Annotated in this window: 11 protein-coding genes; 5 read left to right on the top strand and 6 right to left on the bottom strand. The window is 64.3% G+C overall.

Translation table 11 applies throughout. The features are described from left to right. Positions 1-2: 2 nt before the first annotated feature. From IEW24_RS12170 to IEW24_RS12145, 6 genes are all read right to left on the bottom strand, one after another. Positions 3-3521, bottom strand: coding sequence for a TonB-dependent receptor domain-containing protein (locus tag IEW24_RS12170; RefSeq protein WP_188578910.1), 3519 nt, complete (start codon positions 3519-3521; stop codon positions 3-5). Between the two features lie 161 nt (positions 3522-3682). Beyond that, a complete protein-coding gene (locus IEW24_RS12165; protein ID WP_188578908.1) occupies positions 3683-4657 on the bottom strand; it encodes a FecR family protein in 975 nt (324 codons plus the stop codon). A gap of 112 nt (positions 4658-4769) precedes the next feature. Beyond that, on the bottom strand, positions 4770-5279 hold the full coding sequence (locus IEW24_RS12160; protein WP_188578906.1) for an RNA polymerase sigma factor: 510 nt from the start codon (positions 5277-5279) through the stop codon (positions 4770-4772). A gap of 391 nt (positions 5280-5670) precedes the next feature. Continuing rightward, entirely contained in the window at positions 5671-9141 is a 3471-nt protein-coding gene (locus IEW24_RS12155; protein ID WP_188578905.1) for a TonB-dependent receptor domain-containing protein, read from the bottom strand. A 134-nt stretch (positions 9142-9275) separates the two neighbouring features. Then, on the bottom strand, positions 9276-10325 hold the full coding sequence (locus IEW24_RS12150) for a FecR family protein (RefSeq protein WP_188578903.1): 1050 nt from the start codon (positions 10323-10325) through the stop codon (positions 9276-9278). A 107-nt stretch (positions 10326-10432) separates the two neighbouring features. Next, on the bottom strand, positions 10433-10975 hold the full coding sequence (locus tag IEW24_RS12145; protein WP_188578900.1) for an RNA polymerase sigma factor: 543 nt from the start codon (positions 10973-10975) through the stop codon (positions 10433-10435). A gap of 769 nt (positions 10976-11744) precedes the next feature. Between IEW24_RS12145 and IEW24_RS12140 the strand changes: the two genes are divergently transcribed. The 5 genes from IEW24_RS12140 (at position 11745) to IEW24_RS12120 (ending at position 22652) form a co-directional block, all read left to right on the top strand. Continuing rightward, entirely contained in the window at positions 11745-12758 is a 1014-nt protein-coding gene (locus IEW24_RS12140; protein WP_188578898.1) for a class I SAM-dependent methyltransferase, read from the top strand. Between the two features lie 96 nt (positions 12759-12854). Beyond that, entirely contained in the window at positions 12855-15146 is a 2292-nt protein-coding gene (locus IEW24_RS12135; protein WP_507762630.1) for a glycosyltransferase, read from the top strand. Further along, on the top strand, positions 15143-17176 hold the full coding sequence (locus tag IEW24_RS12130) for a glycosyltransferase (protein ID WP_188578894.1): 2034 nt from the start codon (positions 15143-15145) through the stop codon (positions 17174-17176). Before IEW24_RS12135 ends, IEW24_RS12130 begins: the two co-directional genes overlap by 4 nt. Before the next feature lie 170 nt (positions 17177-17346). Beyond that, complete coding sequence (locus IEW24_RS12125) at positions 17347-18951, top strand: FkbM family methyltransferase (RefSeq protein WP_188578892.1); 1605 nt, start codon at positions 17347-17349, stop codon at positions 18949-18951. A gap of 179 nt (positions 18952-19130) precedes the next feature. Further along, positions 19131-22652, top strand: a complete 3522-nt coding sequence (locus tag IEW24_RS12120; RefSeq protein ID WP_188578890.1) for a glycosyltransferase — start codon at positions 19131-19133, stop codon at positions 22650-22652. Positions 22653-22742 lie beyond the last annotated feature (90 nt).

Raw genomic sequence — 22742 nt, 5'->3', positions numbered from 1 at the left:
CGTCAGAATCTGTAGTTGAGACCCAGCCTGATCGCGTGCAGGTCGAACGTGTTCGATGCCTTGCGGCCGTTGACGATCCCGGAGGCGCCCTCGTGCAGCGTATCGCGATAGATCGGCAGCTCAGTTGGCGTGTAGCCGACGATCTCGCGCGTCAGATATTCCGGTCCGGCGCCAGCGGTGGCGTTACCGAATTCGTAGTCCGTACTGCCGAAGCGGCTGTAGGTGTAGTCGCTCTTCAGTGACCAGCGATCATTGAGCGCATACTCACCGCCAAAGCCCATGGTCGCGCCGATCCGCGTCGCGCCATCCTCGTCGACGTAATGGACGTAGTTCAGGTTCCCACCGGGCTGGTCATGGCCGCGCGCATAGACCCAATATTGATCGCGCGCGACGTCCTCCCGCAGAAGGGCGACGCCGGCGGTGCCATAGAGCATCAGCCCGTTGTCGAAGGCGTAGCCAACGCGGCCGCGCACGGTGGTGATCCAGTCGACCTTGTGATGAGTGCGCGACTGGAGCCAGTTCGAGGCGGCGAGAACAGCATCGTCCACCGCACGATTGTCCTGGCGCCCCTCGGCCCAGGACTTGCCGAAGTCGGCCTCGATGCCGAGCACGAACTTGTTGGCGAACTGCCAGTTATAGCCGGCCTGCAAGCCCACGAGGCCGCCGGAGAACTCAAGATTGGCAGCTTCGCTGGCTGCGATGCCATCTGCGAGACCACCGAACGTGTCCGCGGCGGGGTTGAGGACGCTGCTCGCGCCCTGGGTGCGCGCCATCGCGAAGCCGCCGTTGGCGCCGGCATAAAAGCCGCTCCAGTCGGTCGCGCCATGCCCCTCGCCGGTCGAGGCCCACGCCGGGCGCGAACGCTGTGGCAGCGGCTGGTCGCCACCGAACTTGCCGGTGAGGCTGGCATAGAAGGTGCGGCCCGGCCCCGGCTGCGGCAACATGCCGAGCGGATCCACATAGAACTGATCGGTGACATTCTCGACGCGGGCCGAGGCGGTCCAATTGTCGTTGAGCTTGTATTCGGCGAACACGTCGAACAGCGCGTAGGGGTTCCACTGGATCTGCGTGATGAAGGCCGAATAGCCGCGCGAGGTCACGTCGCCATGGTCTGCGGCGCGTGGGCCGACGTAATAGGCTCGGCCGCCGACGGTGAGCTTGTCGTCCAGAAACTTCTGCGACAGCTTGAGATCGAGCATGTATTCAGGCGGCACGTAATTGGTGGCGTAGTCGCCATACAGCGACATGTTACCGCACGTATCCGCGGTGACGCAGTATTCCACCTTTGTGTAGTAATTGGCGGAGAAGTCGGCCGCGAAGCCGTTCCACTCATAGCGGCTCGACAGCTCGAAGCCGGAGAAGCTGGCGCCGTAGATATTGTGGATGCGCAGCGCCGTGCCTTGCGCAACGTCCTGCGTGGCACGGGAGATGTAATCCCTCACCTGCCAGTCGAACCAGCCGAACTTGAGCCAGGCGCTGTCGTTCGCCGCCAGCACGCCCTGTCGGGTGACGTTGACGCCCAGATCCCAGCTGTTCAGTCGCTCAGGCTGAAGGCCCGGCTCGATGATGGTGAAGACGCCGACGGTTTCCATCAGGCTCGGCAGGCGGAGCGCGCTGGAATAATTGGCGTAGAACTGCGTCCCCTGGAACGGCTCGACCACGATGCCCGCCGAAGGGCTGAAGCCGCCGGCATCCCCCGGCGGACCGCTGTAAATCGGCTGCGAGCCAGCCGCCGTCGTGCCGAAGATCTTCTGGGTCGATCCCTCTGCGGAGAAGGCCGAATAGCGCAGGCCAGCGTTGAGCGTCAGCCAGTCGGTCGGCTTGTACGCCGCCTTCGCGAACGCGCCCCATTCGTCGCGCGTGCCGCTCGATGGCGTGACGAAGGACATGTATTCGGCGTATCGATTGAGCCCCACCTGCTGCTCGAGCAGGGACAGGCCATAGGTCATCTCGAAAGCGCCGATCTGGTCGAATGCGAACTTCGAAGTGTTGGAGACGTCCGTCCCCCACATGACCGTGTTGGTGCCGGTCCGGAAGTCATCCGCGAGGCCGATGTCGGCCGGCCACAGGTTCTGGCCGACGGGCGCGCCCGGCGTGGAGACGAGCCGCCCCTGATTCAGCAACTGGAAATAGGTCAGCCATGCGTTGACCTTCACGTCGATCAGGTCGTTGTCATCCGGATTCCAGCGATAGCGCGCCGTGCCGGTATCGATCCTCGTGCCGGTGGTGGCGCCGTACTTGGCCTGCGACATGTCCGCCATCGCACCGAAGACCGGCAGCCAGTAGCCGCCCTCGCCGCGATAGTTGTTATAAGTGACCTGCAGGCTCTGGCCGTCATCGGAGCGCAGGTTGACCTTGGCCAGCAGGCTCTCGGTTTCGAGCTGGGTGTTCAGCACCTCCTCGCCCGGCCGATAGTTGGTGTAGCCGCTGTTGACGTAGATACCCTGGGCGTTCAGCACCGGTGACGCATAGACGCCGTTGCCGCCGTTCTTGCCCGCGAAATAGTTGCCCTGCTTGCGCGCGGCATAGGCGATGAGGAAGTCCCAATTGTCCTGCTTCACCGCCGCCGCCACGCTGCCCGAGCCGGACGTGGGGCTGAGGAAACCCGGCCGGTCGAGGCCGGTCGTCGACTCCGTCAGGCCCGGCCTGTCGGTGGTCGGCCATTGGTAGCCGCCGATGGCGCCGGGTGTCGGGGGCGTCGTGTTGGTGCCGAAACCGCCGATGACCCTGACGCCCCAGGTGTCGCCGGGCTTGACGATGTCGCCCGCACCGATGGTGCGCATGTTCACGGAGCCGGCCGCGCCGCGCGAGGCGACGTCGAGGCCCTTGTTGATGTCGATGCCGGCGATCAGATCGGGATCGATATAGGTGCGGTTCGATTGGCCCTGATAGCCGTGATAGACAGTGACCGCATTCTCGGCATCGTCCACCGCGACCCGCACGCGCCCCTGCCCCTGAAGGCCGCGGATATTGACATCAATGCCACCCGCGCTATTGCGGGAATCTCCCGACAGCACACCCGGCGTGCCGCGAAAAATGTCCGAGGGGCTCGAACCACGATAGCGCTCGATGTCCTGCCCGGAGATGAAATTGGTGGCCGCCGCCGTCTCATAAGGCGTGTAGACGGAACTCTGCCCGCCGGCGCCGTTCACATCGATGATATCGAGGAGCAGCGAACCATCGGCCGGCGGCGGTGCGCCATCGGGCCCGCCGGGACCGGAGATCGTCACCACACCGGCACTCGTGAAGCGATAGCTGAGCCCGGAACCCGCCAGCAATTGAGCCAACGCTTGTTGCGGCGTGAAGCTTCCTGCCAGCCCGCCCGTCTGAAGGCCACGGGTGGTGGCGCCACTGTAGATCAGCTGGAGCTGGGATATCTCCGCGAAGCGGTTGAGCGCCTGCGCAAGGTTGCCCGCCGGGACCGTATACGCGCGCACCGGCGACGGGCTCTGCGATGACGTCTGCGCAAGCGCGCCGCCTGACAGCGTCAGCATAAATGCGGCAGTCGTCGCCAGGAGCATGCCCCTGACTCTGTTGCTTGCGCTCTGCGGCATTCCGCCCCCCATCGTCCACCAAGAAGAGAGGCCAGTGTTGCCGGCGGGGGCCAGCAAGACTGCCTTCTATCCTGTTAGACGCAGGGTCTTCGGTATCGAGGAGGTCCGATCAGGAATTATTTCGCCGATCAGCTATGAAGCAGCACCAGATAGCTGGTGAGACTGGTCGAATGCAGCCCCAGAGCTTCTTCTACGGCGTGCAGCGCCCGCGCAGGATCGCGAATGTCGAACACCCCGCTGACGGATTTGTTACTGATGGAGTCGTCAATAATCTGGATGCGCCCCGCGTAATAGCGGTTCAACTCTGCGATCACTTCGCCCAGAGGGCGATCCACGAAAACGAGCTTGCCCCGCCGCCACGCCGTCCGGGTGTCGGCATCCACGGCTCTGACATTATCGAGGCCACGCCGCGAGTAAGCGACAGCTTCGCCCGGTGACAGCTCCACGGCGCCTGCGGAAGCCGGATAGGACACGCCGACCCGGCTCTCCAGGACCGTGACCGTGGCCCCGTCGCCATCCTTGCCAACCGCGAACACCGTGCCGCGGGCCACCGCCGTGCCGGAGGCAGCCTCCACGACGAAGGGACGCGCGCTATCCTTGGCAACGGTGAAGACGGCCTCCCCGCGCAACAGGCGTATGCGGCGCTCCGATGGCGAATAGTCGATGGCCAGAGCGCTCGCAGTATTGAGTTCGACGCTGCTGCCGTCGTCGAGGCGCAGCGTTCGGATCTCGCCGGTGGCCGTCATGGCATCGGCTTCGAACCTCAAGGGGAGATCCAAGGCGTGGCCGACCACGAAGACCGCCACCGCAGCGGCGGCCGCCGCGAATGTCCATCGGCGGATCGGCATGGGCCGACGCTGGATCGCACGCAGGGGCACGACACGACCAGCATCGTTCGCCGCCACAGCCTCCACGGCCGGCCGGGGGATAAGGCCGAGGTCGATCCAGGTGCCCGAAATCTCCTCGAACGCAATCCGATTGGCTGCTGTCATCAGCCAATCCTGGAATTGCGCTTCCTCTCGTGGATCGAGCGGGCCGGCATCACGGCGGACATACCAGTCTGCGGCGGCCTCCAGCGCTGTCAATTTGTCAGCGTCGTTCATCGCTTATGTTGCCGTACCCGTCTGCACCCACCCTGCGATAACGCCTGCCGGCGTGTTCTCATCCTTATGACGGATGAGTTCCAAGGTAGAGGAGGTCAGCGCGCGGAAAAAATCAATCGGCTTCGCGAAGCCTTGCCGTGCAATGGATCAGAGCCTGGCGGAGATGCTTTTCCACCATGTTCCGGCTGATCCCCATACGGTTCGCGATCTCCTCCTGCGAGAGATCGTCGTATCGACGCAGGACAAAGCACTCGCGGCAGCGGGGCGGAAGCTCTTCAACCGCCTTGGCCAGAAGCGCCAGCCGTTGCTTGGCAACGAGCTGCCGCTCAAGATCCACCGTTTCGTCAGCGACTTCGAAATCGTCCGGCTGCTGCGGCACCACGTGCCCGAAGCTCCGCTCGCGCCGCAACTGATCAATCACCAGATTGCCGACGACCCGGTAGAGCCAGGCGCGCGGATTGTCGATCGTCTCACCGGGCGCGCTGGCGAAACGCAGGCAGGCTTCCTGCACCACATCCTCGGCGGCGGCCGCATTGCCCAGCTTGCGCGAAGCGTAGGAACGCAACTCGCCATAATACGCCTCGATGAGGCCTGAGACAGAAACAAACGCGACATCGGACATGATGAAACCGGGACGCCAGACATCTGTAATAGAGCGGCAATGTCAACGAGCGCAGCTCGCGGTTTCTTCTAACGGAAGCCGCGAGCCCATCGCAAGCACAATGTTTTCTAAAAGCTCTAAGATTGGCGCATCCATCGCAGGTGCAGGCAAGACCAGTCTACAACCTGCACTGCATGCGCAAATGCAGCATGTCCAAACACTCTAATCATGCCGCCAACGGCGTCGTGGCCCGAACTTGCAGTAAGTTCAAATTTGATCAGCAGATCATCATTAGATTGATGCGAAGGTGCACGACCACCGCCATGCAGGCGCGGGTGCCCGCGTCTGCATGGCGGTTCGGTCCGGTTTCACGCGGGCGAGCAGCCTCGCGATGGCATAAGCAGCGAACAGCTCAGAAGCGGTAATTCAAGCCGACCTTGAGCGCATGCAGCCCGATGTCCTCCAGCACGTTGCGGCCCGTGTTGGCATCCGCCGTCCCCGGGTTATTGACCACCAAATTGCCCGTGAAGCCGGCCGGGCACGGCGGGTTCGGGCTGCCGCGCCGGCAGAAGGTGGAGGTGGAAAAGCTTCGCGTCACACCCGCACGTGCATCCTCGAAGGCCATGCCGGCCCCGTCGAAGGCGGAGAAGGAATATTCGCCCTTGAGCGACCAATTATTGGCCAGCGCGAACTCAAAGCCTGCACCGCCGGTCCAGCCGGTGGCCGTGCTGGTGTCGCTTTCCGTGAACCAGGGATCCGTATCGGTGGGGCTGGTGGTGAGGAACTGGCGTGAGATGTACTGCGTGCGCCAGCCGCTCTGCCGCAGGAAGGCCGCGCCGCCGGTGCCATAGACCATCAGGCGGCCGAAGGAATAGCCGACACGCGCCCGCAGCGAGGCCTGCCAGTCCAGCTGATACTGGCTCTCGGCCGCCAGTTGCTGCCGCGCTGTCAGCAGGGCCGTGTCGGTGGCGAGGGTACGCACAACATCACCCCGCTGGTTCAGCACCGTGAAATCACTCTCGATGCCGATGATGAAGCCGTTGTCGAACTGGTAGTTATAGCCGATCTGGCCGCCGAACGTGGGGTCGCTGCCACTATAGATGGCGGCGGGCGTCTCCAGCGTCGGCACGCCGGCCCCGGTGGTGACGATGCCGGACACATCGGCGAAGGAATAGCCCGCGTGACCGCCCACATAGACGCCGGTCCAGTCGGAGCCGGGCGCGCCACGCGAGGCATTGCCGAGCGTGGTCGGCGCGGGAATGCGCGGCAGGCCGTCACCGCCCAGCCTGTGACTGAAGCTCAGGCGCGCGGTGCGGCCCGGAGCCGGCATGCCGGTAGTGGACATGGGGTCGTAATAATATTGGTCGGTGAGGTTCTCCACGCTGATGCTCAGTGTGGTGTCTTCGGAGAATTTGTAATTGGCGAACAGGTCGAACACCACGAACTGCGGCCAGGTGAAGTTCACGCCGATGAGGCCAATCGTGCTGGCGTTCTGGGGCGGCCAGGGCGTACCGTAGCGGGTGGACGCGAAGGTGGCACGGCCGCCAACCGTGAATGCCTCGTCGAACATCCGCACACCGGCGGTGACGCTGCCGCTCCATTCCGGCGGCACGAAGGTCGGGGGCGCCACGTTGGCCAGCACGCCATCCAGAGTCGGCACCGAGCAGCCATCCTGCTCGCAATACTCCACCGTCAGGTACTTGGTGAAATTGCCTTCCACGAAAACCTTGCCGGTGTCGTAGGAACCGGACAGCTCGATGCCGTGATAATTGGCGTGGTCGATGTTGGTATATTGCTGCGCGCTCTCGTTGCCGGGCACATCATCCACGACAACGTAATTGTCATAGCGGTTGCGGAAATAGGCAGCCTTGAAGCGCGCCTTGTCGCCGGCCAGAAACAGGTCGTCACGCAGCAGGTTGAGGCCGAACTCCCAGTTCTTCGACACTTCCGGCTGCAAGTCCGGGTTGACCTGGAGCGTGTAGATTTCCCAGTAAAGTTCGCGCAGGCTCGGGGGACGGTAGCCCTCCTTGTATTCGGCGTAGAGCTGCACGCCGTCCAGCGGCTTCACGATGACGCCCGCATTCGGGCTGACACGCGAGCCGGAATGTTCGGGATAGAGCGCCGAAGCCACCTCGCCCTCCGCCGCAAAATGGTCGTAGCGCGCGCCCGCCGAGACAGCGAGCCAATCGGTCGGCTCCAGCGTTGCCTTGGCGAAGGTGCCGATCAAGGTGCGGAAGCCATTCGGCCCGCGCGAGGTCTGGCCGGCGGCGTCGACCACATAGGGCGCCTGCGCATGCTCGTGGCGGAACTCGGTGCCGTAATTGAGCGCCAGGGCACCAATCGAGGTATCGAACAGCGAGATGTTGCCGATGTCACCGCCGGTGGTGAGCATGGAATGGTCGCGGTAGCCGGCGGGATAGGCATTCCCGCGCTCGTGCTCCAGATCCGTCGCCCAGAGGTTGGCGCTCAAATTCACCAGCCGGTTGTCGGACGGCGCATAGCGATACTTCGCGGTGTAGCTGTCGAGCCGGGTGTTGCTGAGCTGACGCTGACCGAGGTTGCTGAGGATGTTGATGAGCGCTTCGTCCTCCTCGCCCGCCTTGCTCTCGTAGAGCATGTAGCCGAGTTCGAACGACTGGCCGTCGCCCCACTTCAGTTTGGCCTTGGCGAGAACGGAGGAGGTGTCCGAGGACGTGTTGTAGACCTCCTCGCCCGGCCGGATGATGGCATTGCGGCCGGGATTGAGGCCCATCGTGCCTTCGGGATAGACGAAGCCGTTCGCCGCATTCTCGGCGCCCGCGAAATAGTTGCCCTGCACCCGTCGCGAATAGGCGATCACGCCCTCGAAATTCTCCTGCAACGTGGCCGCTGCCACGCTGCCCGACCAGCTGTCGCCATTGAAGCCGTCCGGCCGGTCCGTCTCGCGCGTCTGCGGCGGTGCGGTGTTGCTGAATTGCGTGATCAGCGGCGATTGCGTGCCGGTGCCCATGCCGCCCTTGACGCGCACACCCCAGTTATCGCCGCTGCGCACCAGATCCTGCGCAGACAGGGTGCGGAAATTGACGTTGCCGCCGATGGCGCCGCCGCCGACACCCTCGCTCGGTCCCTTGGAGATATCGATGCCACCGATGAGGTCCGGATCCACATAGGATTCATCGCGGGTGCCGGCATAGCCGCGATAGGAGGTGCTGGAATTCACCGCCCCATCCACCGCCACGGCCACGCGCCCCATGCCCTGAAGGCCACGGATGTTGGGGTTGATGGAGGTGCCGACCCGGCTGCCGCTATTGAGCACGCCCGGCGCATTGACGAAGACATCGCCGGCGGAATTGGGCGGCAGGCGGTCCAGTTGCTCGCCCGAGATATAGGAGGTGGAGCCGGGCGTCTGATAAGGCGTGTCGGCATTCCACCCCGTACCGGTGCCTGCCACCTGGATGGTGTCCAGCACCAGCACGTCATCGGCAGCACCGGCCCGGCCCGTATCGCCGAGCTGCAGCGCGCCGATCACCGCCGTACCGCGCGGGGTGATACGAAAGCCGATGCCGGTGCCCTGCAACAGCCGGCCCAGCGCCTGTGCCGGCGTCAACGCGCCGGTGACGGGGCTGGAACGCACGCCCTGCGCCACCTCCGGTGGAAAGGCGACCTGAAGGCCCGACTGGCGACCGAACTGAGCCAATGCGCTGCTGAGCGACTGCGAAGGAATGTTGAACGCGCGGGTCGCCGATGCCTCGCCCTGCGGGGCAGCGGCCTGCGCATGCCCCTGCGGCGGATGCATCACACCGGCCAGCGCACAGAAGGCGACACCCGCAAGCCAGAGACGCCGGCCGACAGTCCGGTGCGACCGGATGCTGCCCACGGTAAAGCTCAGATCCCCAGAACGCATGACGCACCCACCCCTGACATCCACGCACCTCACCCCAGAGATGCGACTTCGGACGTACAGACGAACGGCACGGCGGGATTCTCAGCCCCGGCGGATTTTTTTCTGCGAAAGCCGATCCCGCGGACCGGAACGGATCACCAGCGGCTGATGACGCGTGTCAGAGGCGTCAGCTGCCGCACCTTGCCGCCGAAGGGTTCGACGAGGCCGGAGAGTGCCGCATCCACATCCTTCAGGTCGAACAGGCCGCTCACCCGGCGCTGGGCCAGTGCGCGATCGGGGATGGTGATCCAGGCCTGATGATAACGCTGGAGCAGCTCCACGGCCTCCCCAACGGAAGCATCGGCGATGAAGATCCTGCCCTGCCGCCAGGAGCCGATGTCCTCGGCCGGCACTTCGGAAACGGATATGGTTCCGGCGGTGCGATCCAGCGTCAGCATCTGGCCGGGTCGCAGGTGAATGGCCGGCTCGGTGCCGCGCTCCACCACCGCTTCGATGGAACCATGAAGCAGCGCCACGGTGGTGGTCGTGGAGGTGGCCTGCACATCGAAGGCGGTGCCAGTCACCTTCACTTCGATGCCCGCCACGTCCACGATGAAGGGGCGCGCCTTGTCGGTCCGCACATCGAAGAAGGCCTGCCCCGAGAGCAGCGTCACCTGCCGCTGGCCATCGGTCAGCTGCGTGCTGATGGCACTGGAGCCGCCCAGATCCACGGTGGAGCCATCTGCCAGGTTGATCTGCTGGTTCTGCCCCGCATGGGTCAGATGGTCGGCGCGCAACGAGAGCAGCAGCGCGGGGGCGACGATCCAGATGGCCAGCCCGGCCGCAAGCGCTGCGGCGACAATGGTCGCACGGCGGCCGCGCGTCGCCCGCCCGGCACGCCCCTGCTGTTGGCGGCGCGGCTGTCCACCTGATCCGCTAGGCGCGGTCGCCGGCGCGAACGCTTCCGCGACCACCTGCTCGCTGGCGAGTGGGCGCTCATCGGCTTGCTGAAACGCTCCCAGCAGCCGCCATGTGACGTTGGCATCCTGCCATGCCGCCCGGTTGGCGGGAGAGGCCGCGATCCAGTCGTCGAATTGCGCACGCAGCAGAGAGTTCGCCGGCGCGTTCTGCAACCGCAGAATCCAGCCCGTCGCCTCTTCGAGCCGCTCATGCTCGGATTTCGCGTATCCTCCCAACTCGAACATTCCCCTGCCGGCTTTCTCCACCACAGAACTTGCGCCCGTTGCGTTCAATGGCTCCTGGACTTGTACAACCTGTTACAGGATTGCGGCACAGGCCGCGAGATGTGCGCTCATGGCCGCCCGCGCTTTGGCGGCACCGCCTCGGGATCCTGCCTCAGACGCAGGGTAATGGTCGCCACCGCCGTCTGCACGAGGCGGTATATGGTGGGCACGGAGAGATCGAGATGCGCGGCCACCTGCTCCACCGAGTAGCCGCCGAACCGGACCATTTCCAGGGCGATACGCTGGTTCGGTGGAAGTGCCGCGATCATATCCATGGCGCGCCTCACATCCTCGCAGAAGAGCACGGTTTCCTCCGGCGAGGGCAGCGGCTGCGGCTCCACCCAGTCCGGCGCATTGCGCCCCTTGCTGCGGGTTTCGTGCGTCCGGCGTCGCAGGTAATCCACCGCGAGGTTCCGCACGATGCGGAACAGATAGGCTCGCGGCGGCGGCGCTGTGGCCTGCGTACGCCCGGCCGGAACGAAGCGCAGGAAGGCTTCCTGCACCACGTCCTCCGCAGCCTCGCGCGATCCGAGAAGACGGGACGCATAGTCCATCAGGCCCGACCGACACGACAGATACAGGTTGAAGCGCAGGTCGGGTCGCTCGCTCATGCGCCGCTCCCGCGGGGTGCCGGCATCGCGTGGCCGTCCCGATATGCACGGCAGCAGGGGGCAACATGGAGGCGCATCATCCAGCAACCGTAAGCACGGCTTTATGGAATCAAGCGACCCTCCAGCCTGTGTCAAAATGCAATTCAGGCTATCTAGGCAGCAGAATACAGTCTTTCAATCACAATGATTTGGAACCCATCCAGACAAGTTCAGTCTGGAAAGGGAACAACTACATTCCGACAACCTTAAGATGCACGAGCATAACCGGAGATATGTATTATTCGGGCACAGCCTCCACCACTGGATATGCTGCCGGCCGGCAGGCTCTAGCCACATCATCCCAACGATTTCCGCTACGTCGGCTTCTGCCACAGTCACCGCGCCGCCGGCCCCTCAGCCGTCAACTGCCGGGGCCTGGTTACGAGACGTCAGCGTCATCATTCCCGCCTGAGTTGTCGCCCCTGTTTCACGCGGACCAGACGACAACGGAGCCGCGAGGGCATTGGGCACTCTCGGCTCCGCGGCGTCAGAGCGAGCATCGGCGCCTGCCGGCCGGCGGCGATCTTCAGGCAAGAGGTATGCGGCTGGAAGTTACCAGCCGATTGGGCTATCACATCGCCAACGTATAAGAGGTGGCGTTTTCGTCATGGACGCTGACTGTAAACGTGTTGACCGTGCTGCTTTTCTCGTGTGCAGGTTCGGCGCGCCATCTATTATGCACACATGAACTTGGCAGTCCGCACGTAAAACTCCTTCCAGGCGATGAGATATGAAGAAGTTGCTCAAGACGACATGGCGGAAATTGTTGAAATTCCCTGTTGTGGGCTACCTTCTTCGCCTCACCACCGGCATATTCAGACTGCCCCGTATCGACGCGAAGCTCACGCAGGCGCGCGCGCAGATCACCGCGCTCGAAGCTCAGATCGAGGCGCGAGGCGATTCGGAGCGCGCCCGCGCAGCTCAGGCGAGAAACGAAGAAGCCTGGTCCACGCACATTCCTGCGTTCCTGAACGCGGTGTCTTCCGTCGGTGCCTTCGGGCATGACCTCCAGCGTCAGGGCACGGCGCTGGCCGATCTGAGCCGCCGGATCGAGGCCGTGGAAGGACAGGGCGCCGCTGTCACGGATCTCCAGCAGATCGCCGCGCGCCACTGGTCGTCGATCGGCGAGGTCTGGCAGCGGCTGGAATTCATGCGCAAGGAAATTCTCTTCGAGGTTTCGCTGGGGAACGGTCCCGCGACCCAGGCGCTCGAAGAGCCGAAGGTTCTCGATCCCAAGCGCGTCGAGGCCCTGACTGCGAAGGGCCTGCGCGTGAACATGGGATGCGGCCACGTACCCTTCGATGATTATGTGAATGTGGATGCGCGGGAGCTTCCGGGCGTCGACGTGCAGGCGCGCCTCGACAAAATGCCGTTTGTGCCGGGAAGTGTCGCCGAAATCTTCTCCGCCCATGTGCTGGAGCATTTCTCGCACGAAGACCTGCGCCGCCGCCTGCTGCCCTACTGGTTTTCCCTGCTCGAGAAGGGCGGTGCGTTCCGCGCGATCGTTCCCGACTCCCTGGCCATGACCAAGGCGATGGCCGATGGCGAGGTGTCTTTCGAAGACTATCGCGAAGTCACCTACGGCGGCCAGGAATATCAGGGCGATTTCCATTTCAACATGTTCAGCCCGGACAGCCTGCGGCAGACGCTGGAGGAAGCCGGATTTGCCGATGTCCAGCTGATCGCGGAGGGGCGCAGGAACGGCAAGTGCTTCGAACTGGAAATGAGCGCGCGCAAGGCGTAGCGGGTCACAACCCTGGGGCACGTCGGGCTTTGATCGCGATGCAGTCAAAGCCGCAAGACGTTCTCTATCAAATGGTTGGAGCGTGTTCGCGTGTCCATGAAACACGAACATGCTCCGGGGGCGGATGGGGCGATGGCTTTTACGGTTTCCATAGTCATTTGCACGGATGGCCGGCGCGATAGTCTCCAGATCACTCTGGAGAGCCTCAAGCATCTGGACTACCGCGATTTCGAGGTCTGCATCGTCTGCGGTCCGACACTGGACGGCACGCGCGAACTGACAGAGGGATGGCCCCTTCCGCTGAAGGTGGCCTCCAATCCTGAGCGCAATCTCTCCATCTCTCGCAATATCGGCATTGCGCTCGCGTCAGGGGACATCGTCGCCTTCCTCGACGATGACGCGGTGCCGGAGCCGGAATGGCTCACTCAGATCGTGGCCGCCTATGAGGCGCCGAAGGTCGGTGGCGCCGGCGGCTTCGTCTATGATTACACCGGCATGCAGCTCCAGTGGCGCTACGGGACGGTGGACCGCATGGGGCGGCCGAACCTGAGCTGGGAACGGGCGGCCGGCGAGTTCAATTTCCCGCGTTCCTACAATTTCCCGCATCTGCTCGGCGCGAACAGTACCTTCCGGCGCCAGGCCCTGCTGGAGGTCGGCGGCTTCGACGAGGAGTTCGACTATTATCTGGATGAGACCGATGTGATCTGCCGTCTCATCGACGCCGGATGGGCCATTGCTCAGCTGGACGGCGCCTATGTGCATCACAAGTACAGATCCAGCGATCTGCGGAACGAAGCCAAGGTGCTGCGCTCCTGGTTCTCCATCCTGAAGAACAAGCTGTATTTCTGTCTGGTGCATCGCCATGGCTACCACTCGGTTCGCGCTGCGGTGGACGAGTGGACGGCTTACGTGCAGGATCGCCGCAATGATTGCGACTGGGCCCTCTCGGAGGGCCATCTCACCGCGCTCGATCGGGAGCGTTTCGAGCGGGAGGCCGAAGAGGCCTTCGAGGCCGGCCTGAAACGGGGACTGGCGGACAAGCGCGCTTTCCTGAAGCCGCGCGCAGGGGATGAAGAGCCCCCGGCCTTCACCCCCTATCTGGACCCGGCCTCGCGCACCAGCGGCAAGACCTACTGCCTGTTCAGCCGGGAATATCCGCCCGGCCCCGTGGGCGGCGTGGGACGCTACGTGCACGAACTGGCGATCGGCCTTGCCCAGCAGGGACACCAGATCCACGTCGTCACGCTGGTCGGCGACCAGAGCCGCGTGGATTTCGAGGACGGGGTATGGGTGCATCGCCTCGTGCCGGAGGCGCTGGAGGGTCCTTTGCCGGAAACCGTCGATGGGCCCATCCCTGTCGACATCTGGCGCGCGTGCCAGACCCGCCTCAATTGCGTGCGCGAGATCAACAGGCGCAAGCCGGTCGATGCCGTCTATGCCGTCATCTGGGATTGCGAGGGCGCTGCGGTGCTGCGCGAGCGGGCCTATCCGCTCGTGGTCGGCCTGCAGACCACCATGGCCTTCTGGCTCGAATCCCACGAGGACAAGGTTCAGGATCAGGAGTTCATGCGCGGCTTCGGCCAGCCCATGCTGGCTCTTGAGCGCGAACTCATCGCAACCTGCGATGCCGTGCACGCCATCAGCCCGGCCATCGGCCGGGATGTGGAAAAGGCCTATGAACTCGACCTCACCGGCCGCTCCGCGGTCGTGCCGCTGGGCATGCAGGACGTAGTGCCGATGCCGCGCATCGCGCCGCCGCCTGCGGAGCCGGGCGTCGAGCTGCGGCTCCTATTCGTCGGGCGGCTGGAGATCCGCAAGGGCATCGACGTCCTGCTGGAGATCGCACCGGCCTTGCTGGCGGGTTATCCCGGACTGCAGATCGACATCGTGGGCAATGACACCATACCCGGCCTCAATGGCCGGCCCTATCGGCGCGACTTCGAGGACAAGGGCCTGCCTGCGGCCCTGAGCAACCGGATCCGCTTCCACGGCGAGGTTGGGGAAGAGGAACTGCGCGGCTTCTTCCATGCGTGCGACGTGTTCGTTTCCCCCTCGCGCTACGAGAGCTTCGGCCTCGTCTTCGTGGAGGCGATGATGTTCTCGAAGCCGGTCATCGGCTGCAAGGTCGGCGGCATGGTCGACGTGATCGCCGAAAACGAGACCGGCCTCCTGGCGCAGCCGGGAGACGCGGGCTCGCTGCGGGCCGCTCTCGTGCAGCTGCTCAACGATGCCGGTTTGCGGGCGGCCATGGGGGCAGCCGGCCGCCGCCGCTATGAGGCGCACTTCAGCCGCGAACGCATGTCCACGGCCATTGCCGACCTGCTTTCGCAAGCCGAGGTCCATTGGCAGAACGCGCAGCCCCGTCTTGCGGCGGAGGCGCGCGCATGAAAAAGAAGATCGTCCTCGTCGCATCGGTGATCGTCAAGTACGATGCCATTTCCAATATCGTCAGAAACCTCCACACCTACTTCAAATCCTTCGAGAATTTTGAAGTCACTCTGATCACGGGGTGGTGTGACTACAGCGACATGCGTGCCGTCATTCTGGGTGATGCGGCCGCCATGCTGCGGCACCCGGCCTTTCTGCAAGCCGACGTGATCATTTATAATTTCGGTATCTACCATCCGCTGTTCGATGCCTGTCTGGTGGGCAACGGGCATGCGATCCAGATCTGCTATTTCCAGAACATCACGCCAGCGGAATTCCTGCCGCCCCAGCATTTGCCGGTGATCAAGAAGTCATTCACGCAGGTTCATAACTTCCGGCATGCGGATCGGCTCTGGGCGGCGAGCGAATACAATGCCAGCACCCTTGTGGAGCTGGGGATGGACGAAGCGCGCATCGACCTGATGCCCAATGCGGTGGATGATCCCCCGCTCGGCGACCTCGCCGGCAAGATAAACCGGCCTCTGCATCTCGTCTTTGTCGGGCGGGCGGTGACATCCAAGGGGCTTCTGGACGCCATCGAGGCGTTCTCGCAGGTGCATCGCCGCTTCCCGGCAGCCATTCTGACGGTGGCCTCGAACGCATCGCAATCTGATCCCGCCTATCTGGCCCGCTGTCGCGCCATGATCAGCGAGCGGGGGCTGGAACGGGCGGTCGTCTTCGAGCTGAGCCCCGACAATCCACGCCTGCACGCGCTTTATGAGCGCGCGCACATTCTCCTGCTCCCCACCTATCATGAAGGCTTCTGCGTTCCGGTGGTGGAGGCGCTGCGGGCCGGCGCGATCCCCGTCGGCTATGCGGCCGGCAACATGCCCTATGTGGTCGACGGGCTCGGACGCCTTGTGCCGCCGGGCGACACGGCCGCCCTGAGCGCTGCCCTGCTGGAGATCGCGGAAGATCTCGACGGCCTGGCGGCGGGCGGGGCCATCAGACTGGACAGGATGCAGGTCGGCCTCGCAGAGTTCGATCGTTTCACCAAACAGCATGTGGCGCACTTCATGACCTCACGCCTGAAGAAAATGGTGGTGTCCAACGTAAGGCGCCTGCTGTCCGAGCGTGCTGGAGCGGAGCCGATCGGGGAACTGGTGCCCATCGAGCCGCAGGCAGCCCCTCCGGCTCCGGCAGGGCCGGATGGCAGCGGCAGCCAGCTGCAGCCCCTCCGTCCGGAGGTGGAGGTGGTGCCCGACGATCTGATGCGCGAGCGCTCCCGGCCATCCCTGAACCGCCTGCCCGACATCTCCGACTGGGAGCCGGGCAACACGCTCACCGACATCATGCGCAGCATGCATCAGCCCATCTGCATCCACCGCAAGGCATGGGAATACGCCATCTGCATTCAGGGGCTGAGGCAGCTCGGCGTCGTCCATGAGAATGCGGTCGCGCTGTCCGTGGGCGCCGGATCCGAGCCACCGCTCTATTATTTTACGAACCACATCAAGAAGATGGTCGCCACAGACCTTTATGACAACGCGTATCATGAGGGCACGCCGGCCATGCTGGCCGACCCGGATTCCTTCGCGCCCTTTCCCTATCGCAAGGATCGCCTCGAAGTCCTGCGCATGGGTGGAGACAAGCTGGACTTTCCGGATCGGACCTTCGACTTCATCTTCACCCTGTCCTCCATCGAGCATTTCGGCTCGCGCGAGATTCAGCGGCGTTCCGTCGATGAGATGGCGCGTGTGCTGAAGCCGGGCGGCGTGGCCTGCATCATCACGGAGATGATCCTGTCCGATGGATCCGACAAGGAATACTTCCGGCTCGAAGAGATCAGGGACATCTTCCTCAGCCACCCCAAACTGCAACTGGTGGGCGGCGAGCTGGACCTTTCCATTTCCCAGTCGCACGTGGACTATCCCGTGGATCTCACGGGCACGAAATTCCTCAACAAGAGCGCGCATATCGTGCTGCGACGCGACGGCATGCGATGGACATCCCTGAGCATGTTCCTGCAACGCCGCGCCGACCGACGCTGAGAGGCTGCGACCGTGGTATGAGCGTTCACATGACCGACCAGAAATGATCTTCTACTCATCCCCGGCTTGAGCCGCGAGGTGAGAGGGGGTCGAGCGATACGCTCATCCGAAGATGAAAGCTGCGAATGATGTCGTCTTCTTCCCGCTCTCTCCCGGCCCCGACGGAAACCATGAGCGCCCACGTGGATAGCCTCATCGCGCAACGCAGGAGCGATCCCCGGCATCTCGCGCAGGTGGCGACGCGCATGCATTCCCTGCATTTCGAGGACGCCTTCATCGCGGAGATCCACCGCCGCATCGGCACACGATCCCGGATCTTCGTGGAGATCGGCGCGGGGTCCGGCGTGACGTGCAACACGCGGTTGCTGCTCGAAACGGGATGGACCGGGCTTTGGGTCTGCCTCTGCGCCGAGGAAGCGGAGGCGGCCGGGCTCCACATGGCCGCCTATGTGGACGCCGGGCGACTGCGTATCGTGAACGCGCGCGCCAATGTGCAGACGGTGAACGCTCTCATCGAGGAGCAACTGGCGGATGCGGACGTCGAATTCCTGTCGCTCGGCGAGGGCTATAACGACACCCATATCTGGCGGGCGCTGCGCCTGAAGGCGCGGGTGGTCTGCGTGGCCTATAACGCCTCCATCCCGCCCGGCCTGTCCTGGGAAGTGAGCTATGATCCCGAGGCCACCGCCAATGGCAACCATTTCGGCGGCTCCTTGACGGTGATCGAGGAGATCGGACGCGCCAAGGGGCTTTGTCTCGTCGGCTGCGACCTGCACGGGAGCACCGCGTTCTTCGTCCACAAGGATGAGGTGAGCGACCGCTTTCTCGCGCCCTTCGATGCCGAGACCCATTACGAGCCTCCCCGTCCCGGCCTGACCGGACTGACCACCCGCCCGCCGGCGGAAGCAGCCCCCATGACGGCGACGGCAGCGGCGGAAGGGGCAGCCTCCGCTTTAGGCCGGGTCATCCGACTGCCCGGTCTGGCGCCATATCTGTTCCACACCCACGGCAAGGCCGTCGACCAGTACATCTCGACCCAGATCAACCAGAGCGGCACCTGGGAGGCGCTGGAAACGGAAATCGTGCGCCGGCTGCTCGGCTGCTACGACACCTTCCTGGACCTTGGCGCCAACATCGGTTGGTACGCGCGCCTCGCCAAGGCCGTGATGCCCGCGGGCAGCGACATCTATGCCTTCGAGCCCGAGCCGCAGAATTTCGCATTGCTGCAACGGAACGTCGGGGCCGTGGACGAGAACATGCGCCTGCTGCAAATGGCGGTGTCCGATACCAGCGGCTCGATCTCCCTTCATCTGTCGGACACGAACCAGGGAGATCATCGCATCTACGCCTCCGAGCAGGGGCGCGCCGCTATCTCCGTGCCCATGGTGACTCTCGACGAGTTCTTCGATGGCCGCGCCATCGGCCCCTGCCTGCTCAAGAGCGACACGCAGGGCAGCGAGCCAAAGATCCTGCGGGGTGCAAGCCGGACACTGGCGCCGATCATGGCCGAAACCTCCTTCATTCTGGAGTTCTGGCCCCATGGCATGTCGGCGGCCGGCGAGGACGTCGCGGCCTTCGTGGATCGTCTGTCCAAACTGCCGCACAAGGCCCTGATCATGGACAATGGCAATTTCACGCTGAAGCCCATCACCTTCCCGGCGCTCGCCAGGCGCTGCGTGACGGATCTCGCCCCGGAGACCGGGTTCTTCGTGGACCTGCTGCTGGTCCCGCCGGGCTCGGCCGCCTATGCAGCCATTACCGACCTGATTACGTAAATGATGGATAATATTGCAGAACGCCGATAATGGCTGACAATGCAGTGCACCTCATATATGGTTTTACTGTACCATGGCCGCTTCTATTGGAGCGGCAGCATCACGCTGGGTGCACGTGAATTGGTGGGCGGTGGGGCGTCAGGGCTCAGGGGCGTATCAGTGTGAAGTTGCCGACAGAAATGCGACGGCTGCGTCGCTTCCTGCCTATCGTCGGAGCCAAGCTTCGTCGCCGCATCAAGGACTATGAGCTGATCGCGGGATCGGGCCTGTTCGATCCCGATTGGTATCTGGCGACTTATCCCGATGTGTCGCGCTCCGGCATGGATGCCCTGAGCCACTATCTGGCCTTTGGCGGCACGGAAGACCGCGCGCCCAGCCAGGCGTTCAATGCCCGGCAGTATCTGGCGGCCCACCCCGAGCTTGCCGCCACAGGCGCCAATCCGCTCGTGCATTTCCTGCGCCATGGCGAGGGCCGTGCCCTGATGCAGGCGCGCGCGGAGCAGGCAAACGAGCCTGCCGGACGTTTCTGGTTCTATATCGGCGATACGCTCGACTGGCTGGAGACGCACGATCATCTGACCGGCGTCGGCAAGGTCTCCATGGAGCTGTTCCTTGCCTCCCGAAAGGGACCGCAGGACTGCATCCCGTGCGTGATGGGCGGAAGCCCCTCGGGACTGATCGAGGAGAAGCGTCCGGAGGCCCTGCGCGGTCTGGCGAAGCATCTGGGGCTGCCGGCCGATGCGCTGCTCCCCGCCATGGAGGACCCTGCGCAAGGCGCGTTCCGGACGCCGCAGCCGGGCGACCATGTGTTCTTCACCGGCCTGATCTGGGCTGCTCCCTTCATCGGCCTGTTCCGCAAGCTGTCCAGCCAGGGCGTGACGTTCAGCGTTCTCATCAACGACATCATCCCGATCGAACGGCCGGATCTGGTAGGAGACGCCTATGCCACCTCGTTCGAGGAGTGGCTTGGCACCGTTGTGCAGACCGCCGACGTCATCTTCGTCTCGACCCCCTTCGTACGCGACCAGATCCTGCGCTGGGCGGCCCTCGCGCGGCTGGAGAGCAAGGCGGTTCTCGAGCTTGTCACCTATGGGCAGCGGGCACTGGAGCCCCGTTCGGACGCGTTGATGACGCGCGGGCCGCGGGCCGCCAAGGTGAGTACGGACGGCTTCGTGCTCTGCGTGGGCACCATCGACCGGCGGAAGAACCAGCTCTTCCTGTGCCGCATCTGGCACGAACTGGTCGCGCGCCTCGGCGCGGAGCGGGTGCCGCAGTTGGTCCTGGCCGGACGCGACGATCTCGGGCTCGCCGGGCAGGATCCCGCCCTGGCGGAGCTGTTCGCATCCGGAAAGATCCTCGTTGCCGAAGGCCTCTCCGACGCGGAGGTGGCAGGCCTTTATGGCGCGTGCCTGTTCAGCGCCTTCCCTTCGATCAGCGAGGGCTACGGACTGCCGGTGGCGGAGAGCCTGCTGTACGGCAAGCTGTGTCTTGCGTCCGATCTGCCCGTGGTGCGAGCCCATGCCGGCGACCTGATCTGGTACTTCCCTCCCGATGATCTGGGAGTCGCGGTGGATCTGTTCCGGCACGCCATCCTCGAGCCCGAGGCGCGGGATCTGGGGACTGCGGCCCTCAAACAAGGCTACCGGCGGCCGGAATGGCGGGGAACGCTGGAGACGATGGTCGCGGGCGGCTTCCGGGCTCAACAGGCTGCCTCCCTGCGCTTTGCGCACCACACCCAGAAGCTCAGCGTTCCCGGCGCGCCCGACATCGTGCCGGGCCCCGTCCTGATGCCGGCAGCACGCTGGTGCAGCCAGACCCGGCCCGCAGTCTCGATTCTCATCGTCAATCGCGATGACGTGCCGTGGACGCTGGAATGCATCCGGCAGATCTGGACGCACACCCGCAACCGCACCTACGAAATCATCATCGCAGACAATGGCAGCGATCCTGACGCCCTGGCGCCGCTGCGCCGTCTCGGCGCGGGCGTGCGCCTGCTGGAGATCGGCTGTGACCGCTTCCGGGGCGAAGCGCTCAACATAGCCGCCGAAGCGGCGACGGGGCGCTTCCTCTGCCTGCTCGACAATAGGGCCTGGGTGCAGCCGGAATGGCTGGAGGCTCTGGTATCAGCGGCGGAAACGGATGCGGCAGTCGGTGTGGTTCGCCCTGCGCTTCTCGCCCCGAATGGCGGCAAAGCGGCAGAGAGGCATGGAACGGAAGCACAGGATCGCCTGTCGGAGCTGCTGCCGGAGGGCTGGGACGGAACCGCCAGCGCCCCGGCGCTGCTGCTGTCGCGGGACCTGTTTTTGGAAGCCGGCGGCTTCGATCTCTCCTACGAGCCGATCTATTGCGAGGATGCGGACCTGTTCCTGAAGGTTCGGGCACTGGGGCGCACGCTGCTGGATAATCCGCAGGCGCGGGTCGTCATCCCTGAGGGGAAGGCCGGCAGCGAGCCTGACGCCGACGCGCGCGACAGTCTGCTGGCCACGCTCAATCGCGAGAAGCTCCGGGCGCGCTGGCAAGCGGCTCCTGACGTAGCCGACGGGCACAGCAGCACCGCGCCGGATCACCCGCCGTCGCAGACGGAGACCGCAGGCACAGAGGCCCCGACGGCGTTTCTATACACGCCTTATGCACTCACCCCCGGCGGTGGCGAGCGCTATCTGCTGGAACTGGCGAATGCGCTTTCCGACCAGTACCAGGTGACGGTAGTCACGCGTCACAGATACAGCCGCCTGCGCCTGCTGAATCTGGGGCGAGAGCTCAAGGTGGACCTGTCCCGTCTCAAGCTGGCTTCGGAAGAGGAATTTCTTGCCGGCCCATCCCCCGATCTCATGGTGGCCATGGGCAATCACATCATTCCGCCCGTCGCCGCCCGCGGAAAAACCTGCATCTTCCTGTGCCAGTTCCCCTTCCGGCAGAACGGCGTGCCGACCGGCGCGGAGATGCAGAGGCTGGCCGGCTACGGTACGATCGCGGTCTATTCCCTCTATGCGGCCACACATATCTATGCGGCTCTGCGAGAGTTGAAGCTGCGTCCGCCGACCGTGCGCATTCTCGCCCCGCCAGTCCCGCTGCTTCATGCGGGAGAGAGAGAGAAAAAGCGGCACATCCTCACTGTCGGTCGCTTCTTCGTGGGCGGACACTCGAAGCGGCATGATGTCCTGATCGAGGCGTTCAAATCCATCTGCCATCGCTTCAGCGAGCCGGTGGAGTTCCATCTCGCCGGCTCCGTGACTCCGGACACGACGAACCTCGACTATCTGGCGCAGTTGCAGGCCGCCGCGCAGGGCTATCCCATCCATTTCCATGTCAACTGTTCGGCCGAGGAACTGAACGGGCTCTATGCCGATGCCACCGTCTATTGGCACGGCACCGGCCTTGGCGTGGACCTCGCGGAGGAACCCGGCCGGGCGGAGCATTTCGGCATCAGCGTCGTGGAGGCCATGTCCGCAGGCGCCATCCCCTGCGCCCTCGACGTTGGTGGACCTGCGGAGATCATCACCCACGGCAAGACGGGCTTTCTCTACAATTCACCGGACGGCCTCGCCCGCCTGACGCAGGAGATCTTTTCACCCGACGCGGCAGAGCCCATGCAGCAGATGATGCGTGCTGCCCGCACGCGGGCGCACGACTTCTCCGGCGAGGCATTCGCGCGCAACGTCGCGCACCTGGTGAAGGACGTGACGGGCACCCGTTCGTAGGGTTTCGATCGGCGGCTATCGCCGAAACGGGCGCGACAACAATCTGGTATCGGTATAGTCGGCATGATGCAGCAGGACAGTTCCCCGAAA

It is taken from the genome of Azorhizobium oxalatiphilum, from assembly GCF_014635325.1.
GTDB lineage: Bacteria > Pseudomonadota > Alphaproteobacteria > Rhizobiales > Xanthobacteraceae > Azorhizobium > Azorhizobium oxalatiphilum.
Note: the sequence above shows the minus strand (reverse complement) of the source record. Positions and strands in the feature narration are given on the sequence as shown.

Bases quoted from the DNA above. Each gene is read 5' to 3' on its own strand.
- IEW24_RS12170 (WP_188578910.1), bottom strand. From the start codon at position 3,521: ATGCTCCTGGCGACGACTGCCGCATTTATGCTGACGCTGTCAGGCGGC.
- IEW24_RS12165 (WP_188578908.1), bottom strand. From the start codon at position 4,657: ATGAACGACGCTGACAAATTGACAGCGCTGGAGGCCGCCGCAGACTGG.
- IEW24_RS12160 (WP_188578906.1), bottom strand. From the start codon at position 5,279: ATGTCCGATGTCGCGTTTGTTTCTGTCTCAGGCCTCATCGAGGCGTAT.
- IEW24_RS12155 (WP_188578905.1), bottom strand. From the start codon at position 9,141: ATGCGTTCTGGGGATCTGAGCTTTACCGTGGGCAGCATCCGGTCGCAC.
- IEW24_RS12150 (WP_188578903.1), bottom strand. From the start codon at position 10,325: ATGTTCGAGTTGGGAGGATACGCGAAATCCGAGCATGAGCGGCTCGAA.
- IEW24_RS12145 (WP_188578900.1), bottom strand. From the start codon at position 10,975: ATGAGCGAGCGACCCGACCTGCGCTTCAACCTGTATCTGTCGTGTCGG.
- IEW24_RS12140 (WP_188578898.1), top strand. From the start codon at position 11,745: ATGAAGAAGTTGCTCAAGACGACATGGCGGAAATTGTTGAAATTCCCT.
- IEW24_RS12135 (WP_507762630.1), top strand. From the start codon at position 12,855: ATGAAACACGAACATGCTCCGGGGGCGGATGGGGCGATGGCTTTTACG.
- IEW24_RS12130 (WP_188578894.1), top strand. From the start codon at position 15,143: ATGAAAAAGAAGATCGTCCTCGTCGCATCGGTGATCGTCAAGTACGAT.
- IEW24_RS12125 (WP_188578892.1), top strand. From the start codon at position 17,347: ATGAGCGCCCACGTGGATAGCCTCATCGCGCAACGCAGGAGCGATCCC.
- IEW24_RS12120 (WP_188578890.1), top strand. From the start codon at position 19,131: ATGCGACGGCTGCGTCGCTTCCTGCCTATCGTCGGAGCCAAGCTTCGT.